This is a genomic window from Sphingomonas sp. 77B (assembly GCF_056497825.1).
On record NZ_JBWMBY010000001.1, the window covers coordinates 1,337,019 to 1,357,666 of the forward strand.

Here is a 20,648-nt window from a genome sequence, read left to right on the forward strand (position 1 = left end):
TTCCTCCTCGCAAGCCACTTAGATCAGTCTTCCTGCCTCTGCGCTGCATCTGCCGCGCGCTCAAAGGACTGGCTCTGCGTCGGCGCGGCACGGGTGTACGCCTCGGCCGGGTTGGCGGTCGCGCCGATCGCGAAGCGTTCGATCCTAGTCGAAACGCGGTTGTTTATGCGGCTCTTGATCCGGTTGTTGATCCGGCGGCTGTTCTGTCCGGTGGTCGGGTCGGCGGGATTCAGCAGCCGCGACCCATATGCAGTGACAGTGTCCTGCGCGGATCGGGTCGTTTGTGCCGATGCTGCCACGCTGTTGGCGGTGAGGACCGCGAAGATCGCTGCATGAGAAAGTTTCATGCGGTGTCCAATATCACATCGGAGATTTCCTGACATGAGCAATAGAAGCTTCGCAGCCCAAGCGGTTGCGGAAGGGCCGTCGACGATCGCGCCCCCGTCGTTTGACGGGCACGGTTGGCTGGTGGTCCTCAATCTGGCGATCATGACGTTCGCCACCGTTGTCGCGCTGATGTTTGCGGTGGACGCCATACGGGGCTGGCATCGTAACCGAGCTGTCGACCGCCCCTCCCACCCCGTCTCGATCTGGAGGTGGGCGGGGTTCTGCTTCGCGATGGGGATCGTCCTGACGCGCGGGTCGGACGCAATCGTGCTCTGGAACTGGGACACGCGCGACCCGGCAGGTACTGGCTGGTGGCTGACCTTCCAGCGCTTCGTCGATCCGATCGCCATGTGTTTCGGGCTGACGGGCCTGGCGCTGCTCTATCTTTCGGCGCGCGGCATGGTCGTGCAACTGCGGCGCAGGCCGTTCCCGATCGACATGTGGTCGAGCCTGCCGATGCTGAAGCGACCCGCATGGATCGCACTACTCAGCCTGATCGCAGCCATTGGCGTGGTGTCCACGCGATGATCTGGAAAATGGGGGCAACCATGGGAGCGTTCATCCCCGTCGCGGCCGCGGCTGTTGCACGGGACACGGGGGCGACCGTCGCGACGAGCGCGCCCACCATCTGGCACTTTGCCGGCTATCCGTTCGAGGCGGGCAGCATGATCGCGGCGCTGTGCGCGTGCCTCGCGGTCCGCTTCTATGTCGCCCAGACCGATCGGCAGAAGCATCGGTGGACAGTCGATGCGCCGGTGACGGTCCTGGCGCTGTTGTTCACTGCGGGGGCGGTGATGCGGCTCCGCCCGGATCCGGCGCTGGCGCTGATCTATGGCACGGGCCTCGGCGCTTTGGGCGCGGGCATCATCGCGATTGCGTTGAACTTCGTGCAGTCGAAGTTCCCGGGGGCCGACAAAGCTCAACCGTGATTGTAGGGGCCGCCACTAGGGAGATCGGGCGGCCCCTACGCCATCCTCGTTAGCGGGCTCCAAGCGACCCGTATCCAACAAAAGGACATGATTATGGACGTTGCACTTGTGCAGCGGCGGCTCGGCGTGCGCGTCGACGGCGCATTCGGGCCGGTGACGCTGACAGCCTTGTTGCGTAAGCTCGGAGCGCCCGCCGGGACGGCCGGGCCGCTTGCTGGTGGCGTGGGGTCTCTGGAGGGCGCGGTCATTCTCGATAGCGGTCTAAGGCTCGCGCATTTTCTTGCCCAGGCGGCGCATGAGACGATGACCTTCAGCCGCATGACCGAGATCTGGGGGCCGACGCCGGCCCAGCGGCGCTATGAGGGCCGTAAGGATCTCGGCAATGTGCAGCCCGGCGATGGCTTTCGCTATCGTGGGCGCGGTATCCCGCACCTCACCGGCCGTGACAATTACCGTCGTTTCGGAAACCTAATCGGCGTCGACCTCGAAGGTCAGCCTGACCTCGCGGCCGAGCCAGCCATCGCGATGGCGATCGGCGGAGCCTATTGGACGGCACGACGCATCAATGCTGCTGCTGATCGCGACGATGCCGAAGCGGTCACCCGGCTGGTCAACGGTGGGCTGAATGGCATCGACGATCGTCGACGTCACCTGGCACGTGCGAAGGCCATCCTGCTGTGAGTCGGACGCGCAGCGTCGCCATTGTCGGGGGTCTCGCTCTTCTCATCGCCCTCCTGGCGGCCTGCTACATCGCTGGCCGCCGTGACGGCGGAGCCATCGCGGATGGCAAGCAGGCGGCCGTTGATCGCGCCGTCGCGGCGGAGCGAGGCAAGCGAGAAGCGGCCGTCACCAAAGGCGATGCTGCTGGTCAGGCCCGCGAAACCGATCGTCAAACCCATGTCAGGGAGATCACCCGTGAAATCAATACGATTACCGAGCGCCCTGTGTATCGCAATGTGTGTGTCGACGCTGACGGCGTGCGCATCCTCGATCGCGCAGCAGCCGTCGCCAATGGCGACGATCCCAGGTCATCTGCTAGCGAGGCCGGAGAGCCTGCCCACGCCGCGCCGGGCGGCTGACGGGACACAGGACGGCGCGGCGGCTCTGGCCAGCCAAGCCGATCTGTATGACGTTGCCGGCGCGATCCGGCTCCGATTGATCCGCTTGCAATGCGCGGTCCTCGCATCGTCGGGCAGGCCCCTGCGCGCCGATTGCCCGCGCGACTGAACTTCTCTTCGGAAAGGACTAAGATGAAAATCCTGCTTTTGGCGGGCGCCGTGGCGCTCGCCTGTACCTCTGTGCCATCTGCGGGTCAGATTCGATTGCCGCCGGTCAAGGACTGGTACGGCAGCACTATTCCGGGTGATGCCAGCGCCCTGGTCGACAAGGACGGCAAACCGATTGATCTCACCAATCCCTTGCCTGTGACTGGCCGGCAGGAGTTGGTCACGCTCGCCACGGTCAACACGGCTGCGCCGGCCGCGACGTTGTACGGCGGAACCTATATCCTCAACCAAGCCTGCTCGGCTTACGGCTCGGTGACGCTGCGCTATCGATCGCCGGACGGCGCAACGATGCTCGCCCTGATCGCCAAGAGTACGCCGGACAGCGGCGGCGGCTCCACCATCCAGTTCGGGACCGCCCAGGTGGTCGACGTCGCGCTCAGCGGGACGACCGGCTGCAATGTCACTCTGTCGAGGGTCCCGTAATGCGCAATCTATTCGCGGCGCTCGCCGCCTTCCTCCTGGCAGCCCCGGCAGCTGGTCAGGTCATTATCCCCCCGCCCGCGCCGGGCGGTGCGCTGGCCAGCCCCGATTGGGCCGCTGCGCCGGCTGATGGCGACAAGGGGCCGGCGGTGGGCGGACGCGCCTACCAGCGCTACCGGATCGCCACCCCGACCGCCGTTCTCGCGTCGTTCGATCAGGTCGGGCGGCTCACCGGCGCGCCGAGCGAGGCCAGCGATGTTGCTGCTGATCCGCTGTACGGCGATACGCGGATCACCGTCACGCTGGCGTCGTTCAATGCAATCCAGCTGAAGCCGGCGGCCGCGATGGCGGCAGCGGTCAATGCGACCGGTCAGAATGTCCGCATCTGGACGAAGCCGCTGGCCAACGTCGATCCTCGCCTCGATAGCTACAAGGTCCGCCTCTATTCGACCGGGTCCCCTGGCTCGCCGGGCGCAAACTATCACGAGTTCAATTTCGCCGGCCTGATCCGGGAGGGCCAGAAGGACAAGGAGCAGCGCTGGGGATCGTTTGCGGTGCCTGTCAGCCAATTTGTCGCGGTGGGCACCGGTGCCGACCTGACGGCGGTGACCTGGGCGATGGTCACGATGCAGGCCAACAGCAGCGCTGGCCTGACGATCGCGGCCGGCAATGTCGAGCTGGTCGCCAACGGCCTGAACAAGGCGAAGATGATCATCAGCTTCGACGACCAGTTTCCGAACACCATCAACTATGCCTCGCGGGCGATGGCGCGTTACGGGTTCCGAGGCGTGTTGTACGTCTCGCCGGCAGTCGACACCGGTCGGACGAACAAGCTGACGATCGCCCAGCTGAAGAACCTCCACGACAATCTAGGCTGGCAGATCGCCAGCCAAGCCTGGTCGACCGAGAACAATGTCGGCGCGGGCGGGATCGACGTGATCAGCGGCGACCAGCGCACGGTCGAGATGGCCAAGCTCCGCAATTGGCAGAATGCGATGGGCCTTTCGGGCGGTTCGACCGGCTCGTATTTCAGCAATGTCGGGTCGACCGACATGATCGCCTATCCGATGTTCCGGCAGGCCTTCCGGTCAATGCGCGCCTATTACTTTGGCGAGTTCAGCGTCATCGAGACCTATCCCTGGGCCGATCCGATGCGCATCCGTGCCATGGGTGCCGGCGAATTCCAATGGGGCAACAACGCCGCGATCTATACGACCTATTGGAAGAACCACGTCGACCGCGCCATCGCGCAGAAGGGCGTAGGCTTCATCGTCTTCCACGACGGACTGGGCGGCGGCCTGTCCAACTGGCGGTCGGCGTTCGACCAGCTGCTTGCCTATCTCGATGCCAATCGAGCTGCGATCGATGTTGTGACCGTGGAGGATCTCGAAGCGCCTTAAACGGGACTTGGGGCGGGGGTGCGTTTGCCCCTGCCCTGCTAACTCATTGAAAACCAATACCCCGGCCCTGGGAGCTAACCGGGCAAATACCATTGATAACAAACGACATTCCGCGTCCACGGCGAAAACACGAGTTCGATTCTCGTAGGGGTCACCAGCACCCGCCAGAATGGCGGATTTGCGCGGCTGATGTGGATTGCACGAATATCTGATGCTATCCGGATCGGCATGGACGATGCCGCGATCCTTGCGTTCGGCTTGCCGGAAAGCGCCGTTCAGTCGGGCGCGCGCTCGATGATCCGGGCAGGATTGCCGACCGCGATCGCTCCGGCGGGCACGTCGCTCAGCACCACCGCATTGGCGCCGATGATCGCACCATCGCCGATCCGCACCGCGCCCAGCACCACCGCGCCCGCGCCGATCTGAACCCGATTGCCGAGGATCGGCGCTTCGAGCGGGCGCGCTTCGCTGCGATTGCCCAGCGTCACATTCTGCCGCAACACACAATCGTCGCCGATCACCGTCGACCCATGGACTATGATTCCGCCGAAATGCTCGATGCGCAGGCGGCGACCGATCGTCGCGGTTTCGGGTAGCGAGATGCCGCAGGCGAACTCGGCCCATTTGCCCGCCAGCTTGGCCGCCACGCCCCACAGGCTGCGCACCACGCCGCGACGCCGGGCAAAACGCCCCGCCGACAGTCGGTAGATGGCAAGCGCCCAAAGCCCCTGCGCCAGCCAGCCCTCGCGGTACAGCGCGCGGTCTTCGCAGATCTTAGCCCACACCCCCATCCGGCTCATGCCACCCCCGCGACCTGATGTGGTGCCCCTCGAACGGGCCGCGACCAGCGATCCGCGATCCTTCGTCCCAACCGGGTCAATGGCTGCTCGAAGTAGAATGTCGACACATGCGCCCCCGCAAAGGCGAGCAACAGGCTGAACATCCGCTTGGTATAGCGAACCGCCACGTCCCCGCTCCCCATCCATCCCGCATAGGTCAGCGGATGTAGGACATAGAGCGCATAGGAAATCCGCGCGACATAGCCCAGTATCCGCCCGCCCAGTATCCGTGCCAGCGCGCTGTCACCCATGGTCAGGCTCAGCCCCACCAGCAACGTGGCAAGATAGGGCCGCGCATAGGCGATCACGGGCACCGCCGCGACGACGGGCTTCAGCATGCCGAAGAACAGGAGGACGAAAAGACCTACGACAAGGACCGGGCTTCTGGCCCAACGAGGCGGCTGCCACCGCTTGGCGACCAGCAGCGCGAGCGTTCCCCCCGCCATGATCTCGTCCACCCGGTCGAAGGTGTGACTGCCGAAGGTCGCATGATGCCCGACCCGCCAGGCGGTGACCGCTATCGCCAGCGGCGGCAGCAGCCAGAGCGCGCGTCGCCCCCCGATCGCCACCAGCAAGGCGACGAACGCATAGAACTGCACCTCGACCGACAGGCTCCAGAAATGCGGCGCATAGACCAGCCACGCCTTCTGGGTATTGGCGAAGAAGAACAGATTGGCCCCGATCACATCCCAGGATGCCCCCTGCCCGGCGATCACGACCAGCGTGAAGAGCCAGGCGAGCGGCACGATGCGGAACAGGCGCTTGATGATGAACGGAACGACCGCATCGTCCCGCAGCAACAGGCTGACGATCAGGAAGCCGGAAAGCGCGAAGAACACCGCCATGCCGATCGAGGAAATGGCGACATTGCCGCCCCATTCCGCCCGGCCGACGGGAAACATGTGCCCCAGCATCACCGTCAGGATGGCGATAGCCCGGCAACCGTCCAGCCGCGCCAGATGATGGCCCGCCGACGGCCTGTCCGGGTTCGATCCCGACAAAGGAACGACTAGCCCGTCCATCAATGATGGGATCGCTGACGATGCGTCGAAAAGTCCTTGCGATGCATGTGATTACCAGCTCCCCGACCGATCACACGCCGCATAGGTTCATGGCGCGTGACGGGGAAGCGCCGTCATCGGCGGCCGTCATCGTTATTGCCCCGTATTGATACGTTACCCGGATATGCCACGTTGCATCCGCCGGGTCCGCTTTCCAAAGGCCGCTGACGCCTCTCACGCATCGGATACGCCCATGGCCATCGGCTATTTCATCAACCAATATCCGAAGGTCAGCCACAGCTTCGTCCGGCGTGAGATACTGGCGCTGGAGGCGCAGGGCATAACGGTTCATCGCTGGGCCTTGCGCGGGTGGGACGCCGAACTGGTCGATCCGGTCGACCTGTCCGAGCGCGACCGGACCCGGTTCCTGCTGCGCGGCGGGGTCGCTCCGCTGTTGATCGCGGGGATTGCGATGCTCGTCCGCTATCCCGGCCGCTGGCTCGCCGCGTTGCGCCTGACGCTGGCGATGTGTCGCAAGACGGATCGGTCCATTCCCCTCCACATCGTCAGCTTCCTGGAGGGCGCGCGCCTCGCCCGGGACATGATGGCGGCGGGCGTACGGCATCTCCATGCCCATTTCGGCACCAACGCCGCCGAGATCGCGATGCTGGGCGCGACCATGGCGGGGATCCCCTACAGCTTCACGGTCCATGGCCCGGACGAATTCGACCGGCCGCTTTCGACAAAGCTGGGGCTGAAGATCGCGAACGCCGCGCATGTCGTGGCGATCACCGATTTCTGCGCCAGCCAGCTCTATCGCTGGGCCCGGCTGGAGGACTGGCACAAGGTGAAGGTGGTGCGCTGCGGCCTGCTTCCCGACTTTCTGGACGTGCCGCTGACGCCGCCTGCCGATGCGCCGCACTTCGTCTGTATCGGCCGTTTGAGCGGACAGAAGGGGCAGCTGCTGCTGATCGAGGGGCTGGCGCTGGCCCGGCGGCGGGGTGTGCCGGCGACGCTGACCCTGGTCGGCGACGGCGAGATGCGGCCCGAGATCGAGGCGGCGATCGCCCGGCACGATCTGGCCGCGCATGTCACCATCACCGGCTGGGCCGACGAAAGCCGGGTGCGGGCCGAGCTGGACCGCGCGCGCGCCATGGTGATGGCGAGCTTTGCCGAAGGGTTGCCCATCGTCGTCATGGAAGCGCTGGCGCTGGGCCGTCCGGTTCTGGCCACCAACGTCGCCGCGATGGCCGATCTGGTCCGCGACGGCGAGACCGGCTGGCTCTATACCCCCGGTTCGGCCGAGGCGATCGCACAGGCGATCCGCGAATGCGCGGGCACCGACGGCGCGACGCTGGCGGCTATGGGGCGCACCGGCCGGGCACGCGTCGCCGAACGTCATGACCAGATGCGCGAAGCCGCCAAGTTGAGTCGCCTGCTGTCCATAGACATGCCGCCCCGGAATGGCTGAGCGGCATCGACCTTTGTCCGGAATCGGGACGTAACAACGGAAAGCCGCGCCCCGGCCGCTATTCACGGATCGTTGTTCGCGTATGCAGCACAACATATAAAAGCATGCCGGTTATTTGGGGGCATTCGTATGCGTGATCTTTGCTTGTGTCTTTCCTTGCTGATGATGGCCGCGCCCGTCGCGGCCCAGCAGGGCGCGGCACCCGCGGCCGAGGCACCCGCCGCCACCGCCCCGGCGATGGCCGGGGCGACGACCGGGGCCACGACGCCCGTCGCGCCGCTCGTCGACTATAAGCTGGGCGTCGCCGACAAGGTCCGCATCATCGTGTTCAACGAGGATACGCTGTCGGGGGAGTTCACGGTCAGTGATTCCGGCGTGCTGTCGTTGCCGCTGATCGGCGACGTCAAGGCGATCGGCCGTACCCCGCGCGAGGTCATCAAGGACATCGAGACCAAGCTCGCCGACGGATATCTGCGCCAGCCGCGCGTCAGCATGGACGTGCTCACCTACCGCCCCTTCTACATCCTGGGCGAGGTCAGCAAGCCGGGCGAATATCCCTATTCCAACGGGCTGTCGGCGCTGAACGCGGTCGCGCGTGCCGAGGGCTTCACCTACCGCGCCAACAAGAAGAAGATCTTTATCAAGCGGTTCGGCGAGACGGCGGAGCGGGAATACAAGCTCGACTCGGGCGTCACCATCTATCCGGGCGACACGGTACGCGTCGGCGAACGTTATTTTTGATCGCTCCAGGGGACGGGGCAACAGGGGAAACCACATGTCGAACATCGCACACAAGACGTCGGGCGTCGTGACCGTCATGGCGCTGGGCATCGCAGCCCCGGCGCTGGCGATGGCGCAGAACCAGGCGCCCGCCACGCCCGCCACGCCCGCATCGCCCCCCGCCTCCACGAGCGAGCCCGATCCGGCCGCGGTTCAAAAGGTCGCGGATGCGATTACCGCCGCCGTCGCCGCACTGCCCGCCACGGCCAGCGAACAGGATGTCGAGGCCGCGATCACCTTCGCGGTTTCGCAGCAGGGGCAAAGCGCAGCCGTCAACGTCGCCGCCCTGACCTTTGTCGGCAAACAGCCGGGCAACCAGAGCCGCAAGGTCAAGGCCGCGCTGGCCAATGCGTTGTCGGCGGCCCGCCGGGGCCAGTCGGGTACCGGCGGTACCGGCGGCGCGGGCACGACGGCCGCGGCATTGGGGGCAGGTCCGGCCATCGGCGGCGGCGGTGTCGGCGTCAATTACACGACTCAGAACTAAAAAATCTCCGGGCCGGTCATCGAACCGGCCCCAACTCTTGGGGGGTTCCATGTTACGCTTCTGGACGATGGGCGTCGCCGTCGGCGCCCTGACGGTGTCGGCTGCGGCCGAAGCACAGGTTTCCAACGCCATCGATACGGTCGTGCCGATCGCATTCGACCGGGGGCGCAACGAAAGCGTCCTCGAACGCGCCCGTCCGGAAACCAATCCGGTCGGTTACAAGGTCGGCGGCTTCACCCTGTTGCCGACGCTGGACACCCAGGTCGGCTATACCGACAACGTCTATCAGACCACGTCGAACCAGACCGCAGACGAGTTCCTGCGCGTCGCGCCGCGCCTGCTCGCCCGTTCCGACTGGTCGCGCCACAGCCTGCAGCTGACCGGCGGAGGCGATTTCTATCGCTACGCAGAGGCGACGCCGCGCAACCAGAACGGTTGGTCGCTGGGTTCGCTCGGCCGCTTCGATGCGACCAGCGACATCGCGCTGACCCTGGGCCTGGACACCGCGCGGCGGTTCGAATCGCAATTCTCCGGCGCCGCGCTGGTCAATGTGCGCAGCGTCACGCCCTATCAGCAAAGCCAGGCGCGGTTCATGGCCGATGCCCGCTTCGCGCGCGTCCGCGTCGTCGGCAGCCTGGATTACGCCAAGTATAACTTCCTGCCCGTCCGCACGCTGACCGGCTTCCTGATCTCGCAGGACAATCGCGACCGCGAAGTCGCGCGCGGCGCATTGCAGCTGGAATATGGCCTGACGCCCGATACCGGCCTGTTCGGCCAGGTGACCTATACCGGCACCAGCTATGACCAGCCGCTGGCCCCCACCATCGCCAATCGCGACTCGCGCGAAATCCGCCTGCTGACCGGCGTGTCGCTGGACCTGACCGCCTTACTGCGCGGCTCGGTCGGCATCGGCTATATCGACCGCCGCTTTACCGCACCGATCTATCGGAATGTCAGCGGCCTGTCGTTCGACTCGAAGCTGGAATATTTCCCGACGGCGTTGACCACGGTCACCTTCAACGCCTTTCGCGACATCCAGGATTCGACCTTCGCCGGCAGCGGCTTCTTCAATACGGGCGCAGCCTTGCGCTTCGACCACGAGCTGCTGCGCAACCTGTTGCTCAACTATAATATCAGCTTTGCCGAGAATGAATTCGTCGGCGTTCCTGGCAAGGCGCGGGTCAAGCAGGTCGGGGGCGGCGCTTCCTATCTCGCCAGCCGCCTGCTGACCGGGCGTCTCGACCTGGGCTACTCGCGGCGCAGCAGCGACAATGTCGGGCTGAACGGCCCATCCCTCTCCGAATTCCGGGCGCTCGCGGGCGTCTCCATCCATCCATAAGGCGCCAGGACCATGCTTACCGAACGACTTGGCGAACCCGCCGCCGACCTGGCGCCGCCCACCGGCCCCGGCGTGATCCGCGCCCTGTGGAGCGCGACCATCGGCATGTTCCGGCGGCGCTGGCGCATCTTCGCGGTGATCGCGATCGTCACCTTCACTGTGGCGACTGCGCTGATCCTGATGATGCCGTGGAAGTACGAGGCGGTGGCGCGGGTGAAGATCGACCCGTCGCCCAATGCCGCGCTGGGGCAGATGAGCGGCGAGCGGCCAGACCAGAACATCTTCGATACCGAAGTCAACGTGATGCGTTCGCGCAATATCGCGGCGGCCGTGGTCGACAAGCTGAACCTGGGCGGCAACACCGCCTTCACCAAGGGGTTGAAGCCCCTGCCCGCCAACGCCACCCCGGCCGAACGCGACAAGCGCGAGGAGGAGCTGGCCGACCGCCTGCTCGGTCATCTCGACACCGCGCGCGACAAGATGACCTATATCGTCAATGTCGGCTATACGGCGAGCGATCCCCGTCTGGCGGCCGATGTCGCCAACGCCTTCGCCAATGAATATATCGCCTACAGCATCGGCAAGCGCAGCGGCACCGCCTCGCGCGAGACCAGCTATCTCGACCAGCGCCTGTCCGAACTGAACCAGCAGGCCGCGCAGGCCGATGCGCAGTTGGCACAATATCGGGCGCAGTCGGGCATCGTGAACGACGGCGACGCGACGGTCACCGGCCAGCAGATCAGCCCCCTCGCCAACCAGCTCGCCACCGCCGAGTCGGAAGCGGCGGCGGCGCAGGCCCGCCTGCGCGTCGCGCGCGCGCAGATCGCCTCGGGCGGGATCGATGCGGTGTCGGCGGTGCTCAATTCGAACGTGATCGCCGAATTGCGCAGCCAGCGCGCCCAGCTGATCCAGCGTCAGGGCGAGGTTCTGTCCCGCTATGGCCCGCGCCACCCCGAAAGCATCAAGGTCAACGAACAGCTGACGGCGCTCGACGCGCAGATCAAGGACGAGGCCAATCGCATCGTCGGCGGCCTGCAGAGCGAGGCCAATGCCGCCGAGGCACGCGCCGCCAGCCTGCGCAGCGAGATGGGCCGGCTGCGCGCGCAGCAGTCGCGTGACACCCGCGCGACCGGCGCCGCCGAAAGCTACAAGCGCAAGGCCGACGCCGCCCATGCTGCGCTGGACAGCCTGAACCAACAGGCGCAGCAGGTGACCCAGGTGTCGCGTAGCTCGCTCAGCCAGGCGCAGGTGATCGAGAGCGCGGTGGCGCCCGATGCGCCGACCTCGCCCAATCGCCGCATGTTGCTGGCGCTCGCCGGGATCGGCGCGCTGGTGCTGGGCAGCCTGGGCGTGGTGACACGCGAAGTGCTGGCGACCGGACTGTACGCGATCCGCGATATCGAGGCGCTGGGCCTGCCGGTCCTGGCCAGCGTGCCGCGTATCGCCACCAGCAAGCTGCGCAACGCGGCGGGTGAGCGCTGTTCGGCGCCCGCGCTGCTGCTCGAAAAGCCGATGAGCTCCTATGCCGAGACGCTGCGCGTGCTGCGTCACGGCCTGCCCAAGAACAGCAAGGTCGTCGCGCTGGTGTCCAGCCTGCCCGACGAAGGCAAGACGAGCAGTGCGCTGGCGCTGGCCCGTATCTGCGCGCTGGCGGGCGAGAAGGTGCTGCTGATCGACACCGACCTGCGCCGCGCGGGCCTGCGCGAGTCGGCCGGGATCGAGCCGCAGGTCGGGCTGGTCGAGGTTCTGACCCAGCAACTGCCGGTCGACCAGGCGATCATGGCCGACAAGCAGCCGGGTCTCGACCTGCTGCCGGTCGCCGATACCGCCTTCCGCGCCGACGACCTGTTCAGCGGCGAGGGAATGCGCGACCTGCTGACCGCGATGGCGGCGCGCTATGATCGCATCGTCGTCGACACCGCGCCGCTGCTCGGCGTCGCGGACAGCCGGACGATCGCCGCACTGGCCGATGCGGTCGTGATGGTCATCAAGTGGGGCGATACCCCGGTCAATGCGGTGAAGACCGCACTGGCGGGCTTGCAGCAGGACGACGCACGCCTGGCCGGTGCGCTGTTCTCGATGGTCGAGTCGGGCGAGGAGGCTTACGGCGCGCTTTATTACTCGTCCAAATACAATGCCTACTACCGCGCCGAATAAGCGGCGTTCGGCCGCCACCCGTTCCGTCAATGCGATCGCGTTGACGGCATTGGGCGGCGCGCTGGTCTTCACCCTATCGGTCCTGCGCGACGAGCGCCGTGTCGTGCGGATGCGCGACGCCTCGATCCGTCAGGCCGCGGATCTGGCGACCTCGGATGATCTTCGCACGCTCGATCCCTCGGCGGCCGACACCGATACGCTGCCCGCCCGCGCGGCGCTCTTGCGCGGCGTCATGCGTGCCCGCGCGGCGTCGGGCGATCCGGCCCATGCCCCCGCCCTGCTGGCCGCCGCACGCCGAGACATCGCCCAGGCACAGGCCACGCGTCCCATCTGGGGCGAGGCGGCCGTGGCCAGGGCCTATATCGAGCTGCTCGACCACGGTGCCGAGTCGCCCCAGGCGATTGCCGCGCTGGCCGCGAGCTACCGCGCCGCGCCGTTCCTGCGCGACAGCGCGCCCTGGCGGATCCGCTTCGGCGTGGCGGTCTGGCCCCGGCTGGATGCGCAGACCCGTGACCGGCTGGTGTCCGAGACGGCCTGGCTCGCCGAGGCGTCGGGTCGGACCTATGCCTATGCGCTGGGCCTGGTAGCCGGTTCACCCGCCGAGCCGTTGGTCAGGAGCCGCCTCTCCCCGTCTTCCTCCTGAATCGCCAGCGCCCCCGCCACGAAGCGGGAGGCACGGCCCCAGACCAGCCCCGCCAGCATCGCCGCCATCGCCGCGATCGCGGGCATGTCGAGCGCAATGTCGGTGCTGGCGCAGACGAGGATCAGCCCCAGCGCCACGACGGCGCCGACCACGGCGGGCTCGCGCAGGCGATGCGCACGGCGGAAAAAGGGAAACAGCAGCGCCCCGGTCAGCGCGATCATCAGCACCAGATAGGGATAGCCGCCGGTCATCAGCAGCGACAGCACGACATTGTGCGGCGCATGGACATACCAGGCGATACGCGCCTCATGGATCGAGGCGAAACCGTGCAGCGCGGCATCGTCGAAACCGCCGGGTCCATAGCCGAGCGGGGCCTGGGCCGCGAGCCGCCCATACAGGCTCCACATATCCGTCCGCCCGGTCCAGTCCTCACCCAACAGCGTGATGCGATCGAAGGTCGCATCGCCGAGCAGGACGAACACCAGCAGCAGCAGGCCGATGACCCCGGCCCCGATCGCCAGCGCGCGGACGTTACCGCGCTGCTGGCGCATCCATTGCGGCCCGAACTGCGCGCCGATCAGGACCATCGCGACGACCAGCGCGAGCAGCGCGGTACGTGACCCGGTGATCGCGCACGCTCCGATCCCGCCCAGAAAGGCGATCGGGGTGGTCACCTGCGTCACGAAGGAGCTGGAGGTCGTCCGATCGAATGCCAGCGCAAGCCCCCGTCCCAGCGCAAGCACCGCCAGGACCGCGAAATAGCAACCGGCCGCATTGGCGTTCAGAAACGTACCCGTGAAACGCTCGCGAAGATCGCCCTTGTCGAGCCCCCAAACCGCGTCCGGATCGTAATGCCGGAGCGCCAGCGCCAGCGCGATGTCGATCAACCCCCAGAGCAGCCAGCGATCGATCGTCAGACGAACACCGCCCCGACGCCAGCCGATCGCCGCCGCCGAGGTCAGGACGGCGATGCCGCCCAGAAAACGCGTGCTGGCCTGGGGCAGCATGTCGGGCGCGCTCCATTGCCGCCCAAAGGGATCGACCGCGAACCAGGTCGGGCTGGCGATCCAGGCCCAGGCCAGGACCGCCAGCGCCAGCGGCAGGGCGAAGATGCGCCAGAAGGTCAGGCTGGGGCGGACGAGCAGCAGGACGGCGGCGCCTACCAGCAGTTCGGCCACCGCCGCAATCGTCGCCAACAGCGGGCCGTCGACCCCGATCGCCGCCACTTCGCCGAACAGCACGGCCGTCAGCAGCGACGCGGCAAGGCCGACCTTCCTGTCCGCTGCCGTCATCCCCCCTACCCCTCTTCTCATTCGCGCCCGACCGGCGGATCGCCGGTTACGGGTTTTCCAGATCCTCGACCGTGACGACGTCGATACTCGCTCGATTGGCATCGAGATAGGCCATCAACTGGTCGAAGCCGGACTGCCAGTTCGACATCGATCCCGACAGGCCGTCGTGAAAGACCAGGAATCCCACGCCCTTTTGCGCGATCGCCCGGTCGACATGATTCTTCCAATAGGTCGAATAGATGGAGGGACTGTTACCCCATTGGAACTCGCCTGCCCCCATCGCGCGGATACGCATCGGGTCACCCCAGGGATAGGTCTCCACCTGCGCAAACTCGCCGAAATAATAGGCACGCATCGACTTAAAATGCTGGCGGAACATCGGATAGGCGATCATGTCGCTGACCCCGACATTACTGAAATAGCTGCCATGGCCGCCGCCGGTCAGGCCCATTCCGTTCTGCCAGTTGCGCAGCTTGGCCATTTCGGCGGTACGCTGGTCGGCGGTCATCGTGTCGATGCCCCCCGCCCCCGTCGCGGCCTCGGTCGACCAGGCCTGGCTGGCGATCTGCCACCCCAGATTGTCGTGCAGCGATTTGAGCATGACAGGCGCCAACTTGCCCGCCCGGCCGGTGTCGATCGCCGGTGACAGATACAGCACGCCGCGAAAGCCATAGCGCGCCATCGCACGCGAGGCATAGGCGATGGAGGCGGGATATTGATCGTCGAAACCGATAATCATCTTCGCCTTGGCCAAGCCGTTGGCGACGACTTCGACATTGCCCACCGCGATGGTCATCGGCGAAGAGCCGTTGGCCTGTACCTCGACCATCGCCCAACTGATCGCTCCCGTATTAGCCCCCGAACCGACCGCGGTGAAGGCGCTGACCGGCACGGTGAAGCTGCCCCAGCGCTGCTCGCCCCCTTTCTGTCCCTCGCGGATCAGCGAGGCGGCGTTGAACTCCAGATAATTGCCGCCGGGCGAACCGGGTGCGCCTTCCGAATAGAGCCGGATCCGGTAGGCGGCCAACCTGGGATCGACACCGGCGATCGGCTTCGTCCAGAAGCGGATCAGCTGCCCCGTCGCGTTGACCGGCGTCGACAGCGCCGTCAGCGGACGCAGCTGCCGCGCATTGGTGGACGCCATGCTCAACGTCAGTCGCGTGTCACCGTAAAGCGGATCGCTTGCCACGTCGCTGGCCTCGGGCGGGGCGGCGATCAACCGGGTCGTCTGGTCCAGCGAGGCCAGCACCGCGACGGGCGCGGCGATCCGGTAGCGCTGGTGGATTCGCCCGCCGACCAGCGGCGCCTTGTCACCATCAGCGGGTTGCTGCGCCCATTCCGGGCTGGACAGGACGCTCGCGGGCGACGCACCCGGCCCGCCGGTCAGCGCTTGCCCGACCGCGGGCGCGGCGGCCAGCGGCATGGCCGCAACGACGCAGGCGAAGAACAGCCGCCGCATCATGCGGGCACCCGTGCCAGCTGGACGCCACAGCCGGTCGTCCCCGACAGTTGAACGTCGACCACCGTTCCTGCGCCGAGATACAGGGTGGTCCCACCGCCGGAATCCCCCGCCGAACGGCTGACCAGCGGCAGCATCGTGCTACCGTCCGCTGCGAGATATCGCAGGACGACGGTGCCGTAACCGCTGCACATTTGGTTGAGCACATAAAGGCCGCCCAGCGTAGTCGCAGGTGCGGCGGCGACGTTGCTGCTCGCCAGAACCAGCCGTTCGGCCCTGGATGCCACCGGCATCGGCGCATCTGCCGTAATCGCCGTACAGCGCCCATCCCCCTGGACGACGCATGGTGCGGTCAGCGGCGCATAGCCCGCCGGAGCCTGCACCTGCTGCGCGACCGCAGGTGGCGCTGCCATGACGGTTGCGATGCTCGCCAAGGCGATTCCGCCTCGTACAATCCCCTTCATTCTCGACCCTCCCTTTAACCGGAAGTTCACCCTATGTTCCGATTTCCTGCCTGTAGGACAGCGAAATCTTCGTCGGTATCAGTAAGCGCTCGGGGGAAGCTGCGGTCAGTGCGGCCGAACGACCCGCCGTACCGGGCAGGCATTGCTCGGGCTTGTCGCGTGGGGTTCGGGCGCAATCCCACATCGCTTTCTGCTCGTCGCCATGGCGGGACCACATGAAGACAACCCCGGCGGGACGTGCCTCGGTCACCGCCACCGGCACGCGCCGGGCCGAATCCCAGCCATAGACCAGGCAATTGGTCCGCTTGCCGCAGGCCTGCAGCGCCTTGATCGCATAGCTGCCCGGATAGTCGTCGGGGCTGAGCAGCAGATAATAGATGCCGCGCCATTCGTCCGACCGCACCACCCCGCCGGGCGCCGTCGCGGCGGCTCCGGCCGGATCGCTGCTGCCGGGCGCCACGGCATTCGCGGCGGCGGGATCGGTCGCAACACCGCCTGCCACGTCCCCAGCCGGGCCGGTCGGCGACAGGAAAGCGGCCAGCGCACCGGGATGCTCGCCCGGTTGCGCGCCGCCGCGCAACAGCCCCGCCGCCCCCGCCGGGCCACGCCAGCGGAAGAAGAGATGGGTGTGAAAGGCCAGCACCTTGTCCATCGCGCCGCTCCAGCGCGGCACGACATAATCCGCATGATAATGGGTCGCGCTGCCCACCGCACGGAACACGCCTCCACCGAGCGCCCAGCGCGCGGTCGACTGGGCCAGGGTCAGCGCGGCGGGCGACGGCGTCCGGCGGTGGAGCGATCCGTCGCACATGAAGCTGAACTGGCATCCCGTGCTGCGCTCCGCCCCTTGCGTCACCACGCCGCAAACGGTCTTGGGAAACGCAGGGTGACGGACGCGGTTGAGCACGACCTGCGCCACCGCCGCCTGCCCCATCGGATCGCTCCCCGCCTCATAATAGACGGCGGCGGCCAGGCATGCCTCGGCCGCCTGTCGATCGGCCACGCCCTCGCTCAGGGAAAAGGGGCGCGCGGGCGGGTTCGCGCCGCGCGCGAAGGGGGTCAGTGCGTTGATGCGCCGCGCGATATCGGGCGGCAGCTGAAGATTGGTGACCGGCGCCACCGTCGGGATGCCGGTGACGATGGGCAGCGCGTTGACCTCGCGTGCGACGCGGGCGGCATAGCCAGCCGGATCGGCCGACATGCGTGCACGATGATAGTCGTCCGCCTGCCAGGGTGACCAGCCCAGCCAGGCCAGCCCCGCGACGATGGCACACAGCAGCGCGCCACAGGCCAGCAGCATGTCGCCGCGCCGATCCTCCCACAACAGGCGCAGCGGGTGGATGCGGATCGAACCGTCAATAAGCATTGCGATGGACGATGACCCTGACCGTGGACAGCAGGATCATGATATCGCGCCACAGGCTCCAGTTGTTGAGATATTCCAGATCGGCCTGAAGACGGCTGACCAGATCCTCACGGCTATGGGTCGCGCCCCGGAAACCGCGCACCTGCGCCAGGCCGGTCAGGCCGGGCTTGCAGGCGTGACGGTGGTGATAGCGCGCGTCGACATGCCAGAAGAGCTGATCTCCCGCGAGCGAACCCAGCGCATGGGGGCGCGGCCCGACGACGCTCATTTCGCCGCGAAGGACATTGAGCAGCTGCGGCAGTTCGTCGACGCTGGTGGCCCGGATGATGCGGCCGACGCGGGTGATGCGGTCATCGTCCCGGCTGGCCGAGCGGCCGCCCCTGGCGTCGCTAGTTTCCACCTTCATGCTGCGGAACTTGTACATCATGAACAGGCGGTTGCCGTATCCGACCCGCTGCTGGCGGAAGAAGATCGGCCCCCGGCTGTCCAGCTTGACCGCGATCGCGATCATGACCAGCAGCGGCAGCAGGAAGGCCAGTGCCGAGATCGCCAGCGCCAGGTCGACGGCACGCTTTACGATCCGGTCATAGGGGCCGAGCGGATCGGTCGAGATCAGGATGGTCGACGACCCCGCGACGATGGCATGACCGACGCTGCCCAGATCATCGAGTTCGGGGATGATGATGTCGGCGCGCGTGCCGATCCCCTTCAGCGCCATCGCCCAGTCGCGCCGCCGATCGGCATGGCAGGCGACGGTGAGATGATCGACATCGGCAAAGCGCCGCGCGAACTGGTCGAGCAGATAGGGGTTGTTGAAGTCGCCGCCGTCGATCCGCTCGATCTGGAGCGCGTTCTGGCCCGCCGGGATATCCATCGTGACGCCATCGATCAGCAGGACGTGATTGACCGCGCCCCCCTGGAACGCGCGCGTGGACAAGGTGACGAGCAGCGCGCGCAGGACGAGCGCGACCACCAGCGCCAGCATCACGCCATATCCGACGAGCAGGCGCGAGGCGTCACCGATCGCATGGAGCAGGAAGCCGAAGAACAGCAGGACCAGCACCGCCTTGCCCAGCGCGATCGTCATCGACACGATCGAGCGGCGCCAGTCGTTCAGATAATCGGGCCGCATATTGGCGAGATCAAAAAAGCAGAAGAACGGCACGAGTCCGAGAATCAACGTCGCCGCTTCGGGCGAGAAAGGCGTATCGAATCGCAACAGGCTGCCCAGCGTCATCGCCAGCATCACGGCAATCGCATCGGCCACCAGCATCGCCACATAATATTGCAAGCGAAGGGCACGCATCGTGCTTCGGGCATCGCCCTCCTGCGTGTCTTCTCCGACTCGTGAAAAGCTGACGATCTGCACCGAATACCCCCTGCCCGTCCTATACGGGGCCGGGCTCCGGAGCGTCCACGACCAGCCATGGTGCGAAAATCCCATTGCGGGGCAGTTGTGCGATCATCGCGCAGACCGATCGGAACGTCAGCAAGCTCCGCCGGAAAGCCGGAATTTCGCGCCCCGCACTGGTATTCGCGCCGTTAACCCCGATGTTAAGCGTTCATAAAGCTCGGCCCGCTAAGGTGTCCGGGAAGGAACGATCCATGATCCACAGTCACGAGTTCGATACCGCCACTGCTACGGACCATTCCGATCTCGCGGCCGAGGACCTGGCGGCGACCGGATTGCCGATGCGTGGGCGGCCGGTCGCGGCCAAGTCGATCTCGCTTGCCAATCTGGTGACGATCGGGGCCGCAGCCTCCTTCTGCTGGGGCGTCGTGGCGATCTGCATCATCGCGCTGCGCTAAGCGTCGAGGTGTCAGGCGAGGGACCATGTCCGAACAAATGGGTTAACAACGTCTAAACCTTTCCGCTGAACCCCGGCGTAAAGGTCAGTGCCGCATCCCGGCCTCCGAACACGGAGGTAGAGATGCGATATCAAGCAGGCTTGACCATTGCTGCGATCTCGGTGGCGGTCGCCGCCGCGAGCCCGGCCCATGCCCATTCCGGCGGATCGCACTTCCTCCTTCGCGGCGATGTCATGGCTCCGCCTGCAGGCTTCGTGGACATGTGCCGGACGGACGCGACCTTCTGTCAGATCCAGGTCGACGCGCCGCCCAGTCCGCCGCCCGCCTTCCGCGACGGACGCGGCGCCACCGGCTTGCCCGCCTTCGCCATGACGGTTACCAACATGATCGCGGCGGTTATGCCCGACATCATCCACCGCCTGGAAAAGCCCGGTGCGGTTTCCTTCCGGGTGCGGGCCGTCGCGCGGGGCGCCGACCTGTCCGTCGTGCCGAGACTGTCGCCCATCGTCCTTGACGATCTCGCGACGCCTCGCGCCGAATCGATCGGAGCGCCCACAATGCCAGGCGCCGTCGTCCCCTTTCAGGGCGCGTCCGATCCGGTCGCAACGCTGCGGCCGTGGCGGGTCCAGCCGGTCCTGACCGGGGAAATGCCGTTGCTGGTCGGTGAGACCGTGGTGGCCCCCGACGTGACCGTCACCGCGCCCGGTCGCGGCCCGGCTCCCGCCGAAGCCGATCGGGCGGGTGACAAGCTGCTCGATTCGGTCAACAAACTGGTCAACAGCCGTGTCCGCCAGCGCCCGGACATACAGATCTATGCCACCGCCGAACATTGGACGCGCAGCGGCATTGGCCATGGCGCACAGGGCGACTGCGAAGACCTGGCGATCGAGAAGCGCTTTCAACTGATCGCCCAGGGGTTCGACAGAAAGCGACTGAGCTTCGCGGTTGTCTATAGCCGCCAGACCAAGCTTCACACCGTCCTGATCGCCCGCACGGCCGATGGCGACATGGTGCTGGACAGCGACACGCCCTGGGTCCGCAGGGTCGACCAGACCGACTATAGCTGGATCAGCGTTCAGTCGCCCGAAAACGGCATGCGCTGGCAGAGCGCGAGGCTGTAAC

22 protein-coding genes are annotated in these 20,648 nt (G+C 66.5%); 14 read left to right on the forward strand and 8 right to left on the reverse strand.

The annotated features are described in order from the left end of the window. Nucleotides 1-23: 23 nt before the first annotated feature. The gene (locus AC1GI4_RS06205) at nt 24-347 is read right to left on the reverse strand and encodes a hypothetical protein (RefSeq protein ID WP_479628951.1); all 324 of its coding nucleotides are present in this window, start codon (nt 345-347) and stop codon (nt 24-26) included. A gap of 121 nt (nt 348-468) precedes the next feature. On the opposite strand from AC1GI4_RS06205, the gene AC1GI4_RS06210 reads away from it, so the two are divergent. The 6 genes from AC1GI4_RS06210 (at nt 469) to AC1GI4_RS06235 (ending at nt 4,422) form a co-directional block, all read left to right on the forward strand. Next, entirely contained in the window at nt 469-915 is a 447-nt protein-coding gene (locus AC1GI4_RS06210) for a hypothetical protein (RefSeq protein WP_479628952.1), read from the forward strand. A gap of 20 nt (nt 916-935) precedes the next feature. Next, entirely contained in the window at nt 936-1,316 is a 381-nt protein-coding gene (locus tag AC1GI4_RS06215; RefSeq protein WP_479628953.1) for a hypothetical protein, read from the forward strand. A gap of 93 nt (nt 1,317-1,409) precedes the next feature. Continuing rightward, complete coding sequence (locus tag AC1GI4_RS06220; protein ID WP_479628954.1) at nt 1,410-1,997, forward strand: glycoside hydrolase family 19 protein; 588 nt, start codon at nt 1,410-1,412, stop codon at nt 1,995-1,997. Beyond that, nucleotides 1,994-2,395 (forward strand): hypothetical protein, encoded by a 402-nt coding sequence (locus AC1GI4_RS06225; RefSeq protein ID WP_479628955.1) that lies wholly within the window; start codon nt 1,994-1,996, stop codon nt 2,393-2,395. Before AC1GI4_RS06220 ends, AC1GI4_RS06225 begins: the two co-directional genes overlap by 4 nt. 171 nt (nt 2,396-2,566) lie before the next feature. Continuing rightward, nucleotides 2,567-3,025 carry a hypothetical protein gene (locus AC1GI4_RS06230; protein WP_479628956.1) on the forward strand — a complete coding sequence of 153 codons (459 nt, stop codon included), beginning with the start codon at nt 2,567-2,569 and terminating at the stop codon, nt 3,023-3,025. Further along, entirely contained in the window at nt 3,025-4,422 is a 1,398-nt protein-coding gene (locus AC1GI4_RS06235) for a polysaccharide deacetylase family protein (RefSeq protein WP_479628957.1), read from the forward strand. Before AC1GI4_RS06230 ends, AC1GI4_RS06235 begins: the two co-directional genes overlap by 1 nt. A gap of 275 nt (nt 4,423-4,697) precedes the next feature. On the opposite strand, the gene AC1GI4_RS06240 is transcribed toward AC1GI4_RS06235, so the two are convergent. After that, complete coding sequence (locus AC1GI4_RS06240) at nt 4,698-5,222, reverse strand: serine O-acetyltransferase (RefSeq protein ID WP_479628958.1); 525 nt, start codon at nt 5,220-5,222, stop codon at nt 4,698-4,700. Further along, nucleotides 5,219-6,283, reverse strand: coding sequence for an acyltransferase family protein (locus tag AC1GI4_RS06245; RefSeq protein ID WP_479628959.1), 1,065 nt, complete (start codon nt 6,281-6,283; stop codon nt 5,219-5,221). Before AC1GI4_RS06245 ends, AC1GI4_RS06240 begins: the two co-directional genes overlap by 4 nt. Before the next feature lie 232 nt (nt 6,284-6,515). On the opposite strand from AC1GI4_RS06245, the gene AC1GI4_RS06250 reads away from it, so the two are divergent. From AC1GI4_RS06250 to AC1GI4_RS06275, 6 genes are all read left to right on the forward strand, one after another. Next, nucleotides 6,516-7,733, forward strand: a complete 1,218-nt coding sequence (locus tag AC1GI4_RS06250) for a glycosyltransferase family 4 protein (RefSeq protein ID WP_479628960.1) — start codon at nt 6,516-6,518, stop codon at nt 7,731-7,733. Between the two features lie 162 nt (nt 7,734-7,895). Continuing rightward, nucleotides 7,896-8,474, forward strand: coding sequence for a polysaccharide biosynthesis/export family protein (locus AC1GI4_RS06255; RefSeq protein ID WP_294274683.1), 579 nt, complete (start codon nt 7,896-7,898; stop codon nt 8,472-8,474). Nucleotides 8,475-8,508: 34 nt separating this feature from the next. Next, nucleotides 8,509-8,997, forward strand: coding sequence for a hypothetical protein (locus AC1GI4_RS06260; protein WP_479628961.1), 489 nt, complete (start codon nt 8,509-8,511; stop codon nt 8,995-8,997). 49 nt (nt 8,998-9,046) lie between these two features. Continuing rightward, nucleotides 9,047-10,336 carry an outer membrane beta-barrel protein gene (locus tag AC1GI4_RS06265; protein WP_294274679.1) on the forward strand — a complete coding sequence of 430 codons (1,290 nt, stop codon included), beginning with the start codon at nt 9,047-9,049 and terminating at the stop codon, nt 10,334-10,336. A 12-nt stretch (nt 10,337-10,348) separates the two neighbouring features. After that, nucleotides 10,349-12,493: a GumC family protein gene (locus AC1GI4_RS06270; protein ID WP_479628962.1), complete on the forward strand. Its 2,145-nt coding sequence runs from the start codon at nt 10,349-10,351 to the stop codon at nt 12,491-12,493. Continuing rightward, on the forward strand, nt 12,471-13,136 hold the full coding sequence (locus AC1GI4_RS06275) for a hypothetical protein (protein ID WP_479628963.1): 666 nt from the start codon (nt 12,471-12,473) through the stop codon (nt 13,134-13,136). Before AC1GI4_RS06270 ends, AC1GI4_RS06275 begins: the two co-directional genes overlap by 23 nt. On the opposite strand, the gene AC1GI4_RS06280 is transcribed toward AC1GI4_RS06275, so the two are convergent. The 5 genes from AC1GI4_RS06280 to AC1GI4_RS06300 form a co-directional block, all read right to left on the reverse strand. Further along, nucleotides 13,061-14,428 carry an O-antigen ligase family protein gene (locus AC1GI4_RS06280; protein WP_479628964.1) on the reverse strand — a complete coding sequence of 456 codons (1,368 nt, stop codon included), beginning with the start codon at nt 14,426-14,428 and terminating at the stop codon, nt 13,061-13,063. The two genes, AC1GI4_RS06275 and AC1GI4_RS06280, sit on opposite strands and share 76 nt — an antisense overlap. A 46-nt stretch (nt 14,429-14,474) precedes the next feature. Further along, nucleotides 14,475-15,890 (reverse strand): polysaccharide deacetylase family protein, encoded by a 1,416-nt coding sequence (locus AC1GI4_RS06285; protein WP_479628965.1) that lies wholly within the window; start codon nt 15,888-15,890, stop codon nt 14,475-14,477. Continuing rightward, a complete protein-coding gene (locus AC1GI4_RS06290) occupies nt 15,887-16,300 on the reverse strand; it encodes a hypothetical protein (RefSeq protein ID WP_479628966.1) in 414 nt (137 codons plus the stop codon). Before AC1GI4_RS06290 ends, AC1GI4_RS06285 begins: the two co-directional genes overlap by 4 nt. Before the next feature lie 82 nt (nt 16,301-16,382). Continuing rightward, the gene (locus tag AC1GI4_RS06295) at nt 16,383-17,717 is read right to left on the reverse strand and encodes a cell wall hydrolase (protein WP_479628967.1); all 1,335 of its coding nucleotides are present in this window, start codon (nt 17,715-17,717) and stop codon (nt 16,383-16,385) included. Beyond that, nucleotides 17,707-19,023 (reverse strand): exopolysaccharide biosynthesis polyprenyl glycosylphosphotransferase, encoded by a 1,317-nt coding sequence (locus tag AC1GI4_RS06300; protein ID WP_479628968.1) that lies wholly within the window; start codon nt 19,021-19,023, stop codon nt 17,707-17,709. Before AC1GI4_RS06300 ends, AC1GI4_RS06295 begins: the two co-directional genes overlap by 11 nt. Nucleotides 19,024-19,322: 299 nt before the next feature. Between AC1GI4_RS06300 and AC1GI4_RS06305 the strand changes: the two genes are divergently transcribed. Together AC1GI4_RS06305 and AC1GI4_RS06310 are read left to right on the forward strand one after the other, a co-directional pair. Beyond that, complete coding sequence (locus tag AC1GI4_RS06305; protein ID WP_294274659.1) at nt 19,323-19,526, forward strand: hypothetical protein; 204 nt, start codon at nt 19,323-19,325, stop codon at nt 19,524-19,526. 122 nt (nt 19,527-19,648) lie between these two features. Continuing rightward, complete coding sequence (locus AC1GI4_RS06310; protein ID WP_479628969.1) at nt 19,649-20,647, forward strand: transglutaminase-like cysteine peptidase; 999 nt, start codon at nt 19,649-19,651, stop codon at nt 20,645-20,647. Nucleotide 20,648 lies beyond the last annotated feature (1 nt).

Coding starts and splice junctions, on each gene's coding strand:
- AC1GI4_RS06205 (WP_479628951.1), bottom strand. CDS start 347: ATGAAACTTTCTCATGCAGCGATCTTCGCGGTCCTCACCGCCAACAGC.
- AC1GI4_RS06215 (WP_479628953.1), top strand. CDS start 936: ATGGGAGCGTTCATCCCCGTCGCGGCCGCGGCTGTTGCACGGGACACG.
- AC1GI4_RS06220 (WP_479628954.1), top strand. CDS start 1,410: ATGGACGTTGCACTTGTGCAGCGGCGGCTCGGCGTGCGCGTCGACGGC.
- AC1GI4_RS06230 (WP_479628956.1), top strand. CDS start 2,567: ATGAAAATCCTGCTTTTGGCGGGCGCCGTGGCGCTCGCCTGTACCTCT.
- AC1GI4_RS06235 (WP_479628957.1), top strand. CDS start 3,025: ATGCGCAATCTATTCGCGGCGCTCGCCGCCTTCCTCCTGGCAGCCCCG.
- AC1GI4_RS06240 (WP_479628958.1), bottom strand. CDS start 5,222: ATGAGCCGGATGGGGGTGTGGGCTAAGATCTGCGAAGACCGCGCGCTG.
- AC1GI4_RS06245 (WP_479628959.1), bottom strand. CDS start 6,283: ATGGACGGGCTAGTCGTTCCTTTGTCGGGATCGAACCCGGACAGGCCG.
- AC1GI4_RS06250 (WP_479628960.1), top strand. CDS start 6,516: ATGGCCATCGGCTATTTCATCAACCAATATCCGAAGGTCAGCCACAGC.
- AC1GI4_RS06255 (WP_294274683.1), top strand. CDS start 7,896: ATGATGGCCGCGCCCGTCGCGGCCCAGCAGGGCGCGGCACCCGCGGCC.
- AC1GI4_RS06260 (WP_479628961.1), top strand. CDS start 8,509: ATGTCGAACATCGCACACAAGACGTCGGGCGTCGTGACCGTCATGGCG.
- AC1GI4_RS06265 (WP_294274679.1), top strand. CDS start 9,047: ATGTTACGCTTCTGGACGATGGGCGTCGCCGTCGGCGCCCTGACGGTG.
- AC1GI4_RS06270 (WP_479628962.1), top strand. CDS start 10,349: ATGCTTACCGAACGACTTGGCGAACCCGCCGCCGACCTGGCGCCGCCC.
- AC1GI4_RS06275 (WP_479628963.1), top strand. CDS start 12,471: ATGCCTACTACCGCGCCGAATAAGCGGCGTTCGGCCGCCACCCGTTCC.
- AC1GI4_RS06280 (WP_479628964.1), bottom strand. CDS start 14,428: ATGACGGCAGCGGACAGGAAGGTCGGCCTTGCCGCGTCGCTGCTGACG.
- AC1GI4_RS06285 (WP_479628965.1), bottom strand. CDS start 15,890: ATGATGCGGCGGCTGTTCTTCGCCTGCGTCGTTGCGGCCATGCCGCTG.
- AC1GI4_RS06290 (WP_479628966.1), bottom strand. CDS start 16,300: ATGGCAGCGCCACCTGCGGTCGCGCAGCAGGTGCAGGCTCCGGCGGGC.
- AC1GI4_RS06295 (WP_479628967.1), bottom strand. CDS start 17,717: ATGCTTATTGACGGTTCGATCCGCATCCACCCGCTGCGCCTGTTGTGG.
- AC1GI4_RS06300 (WP_479628968.1), bottom strand. CDS start 19,023: ATGCGTGCCCTTCGCTTGCAATATTATGTGGCGATGCTGGTGGCCGAT.
- AC1GI4_RS06305 (WP_294274659.1), top strand. CDS start 19,323: ATGATCCACAGTCACGAGTTCGATACCGCCACTGCTACGGACCATTCC.
- AC1GI4_RS06310 (WP_479628969.1), top strand. CDS start 19,649: ATGCGATATCAAGCAGGCTTGACCATTGCTGCGATCTCGGTGGCGGTC.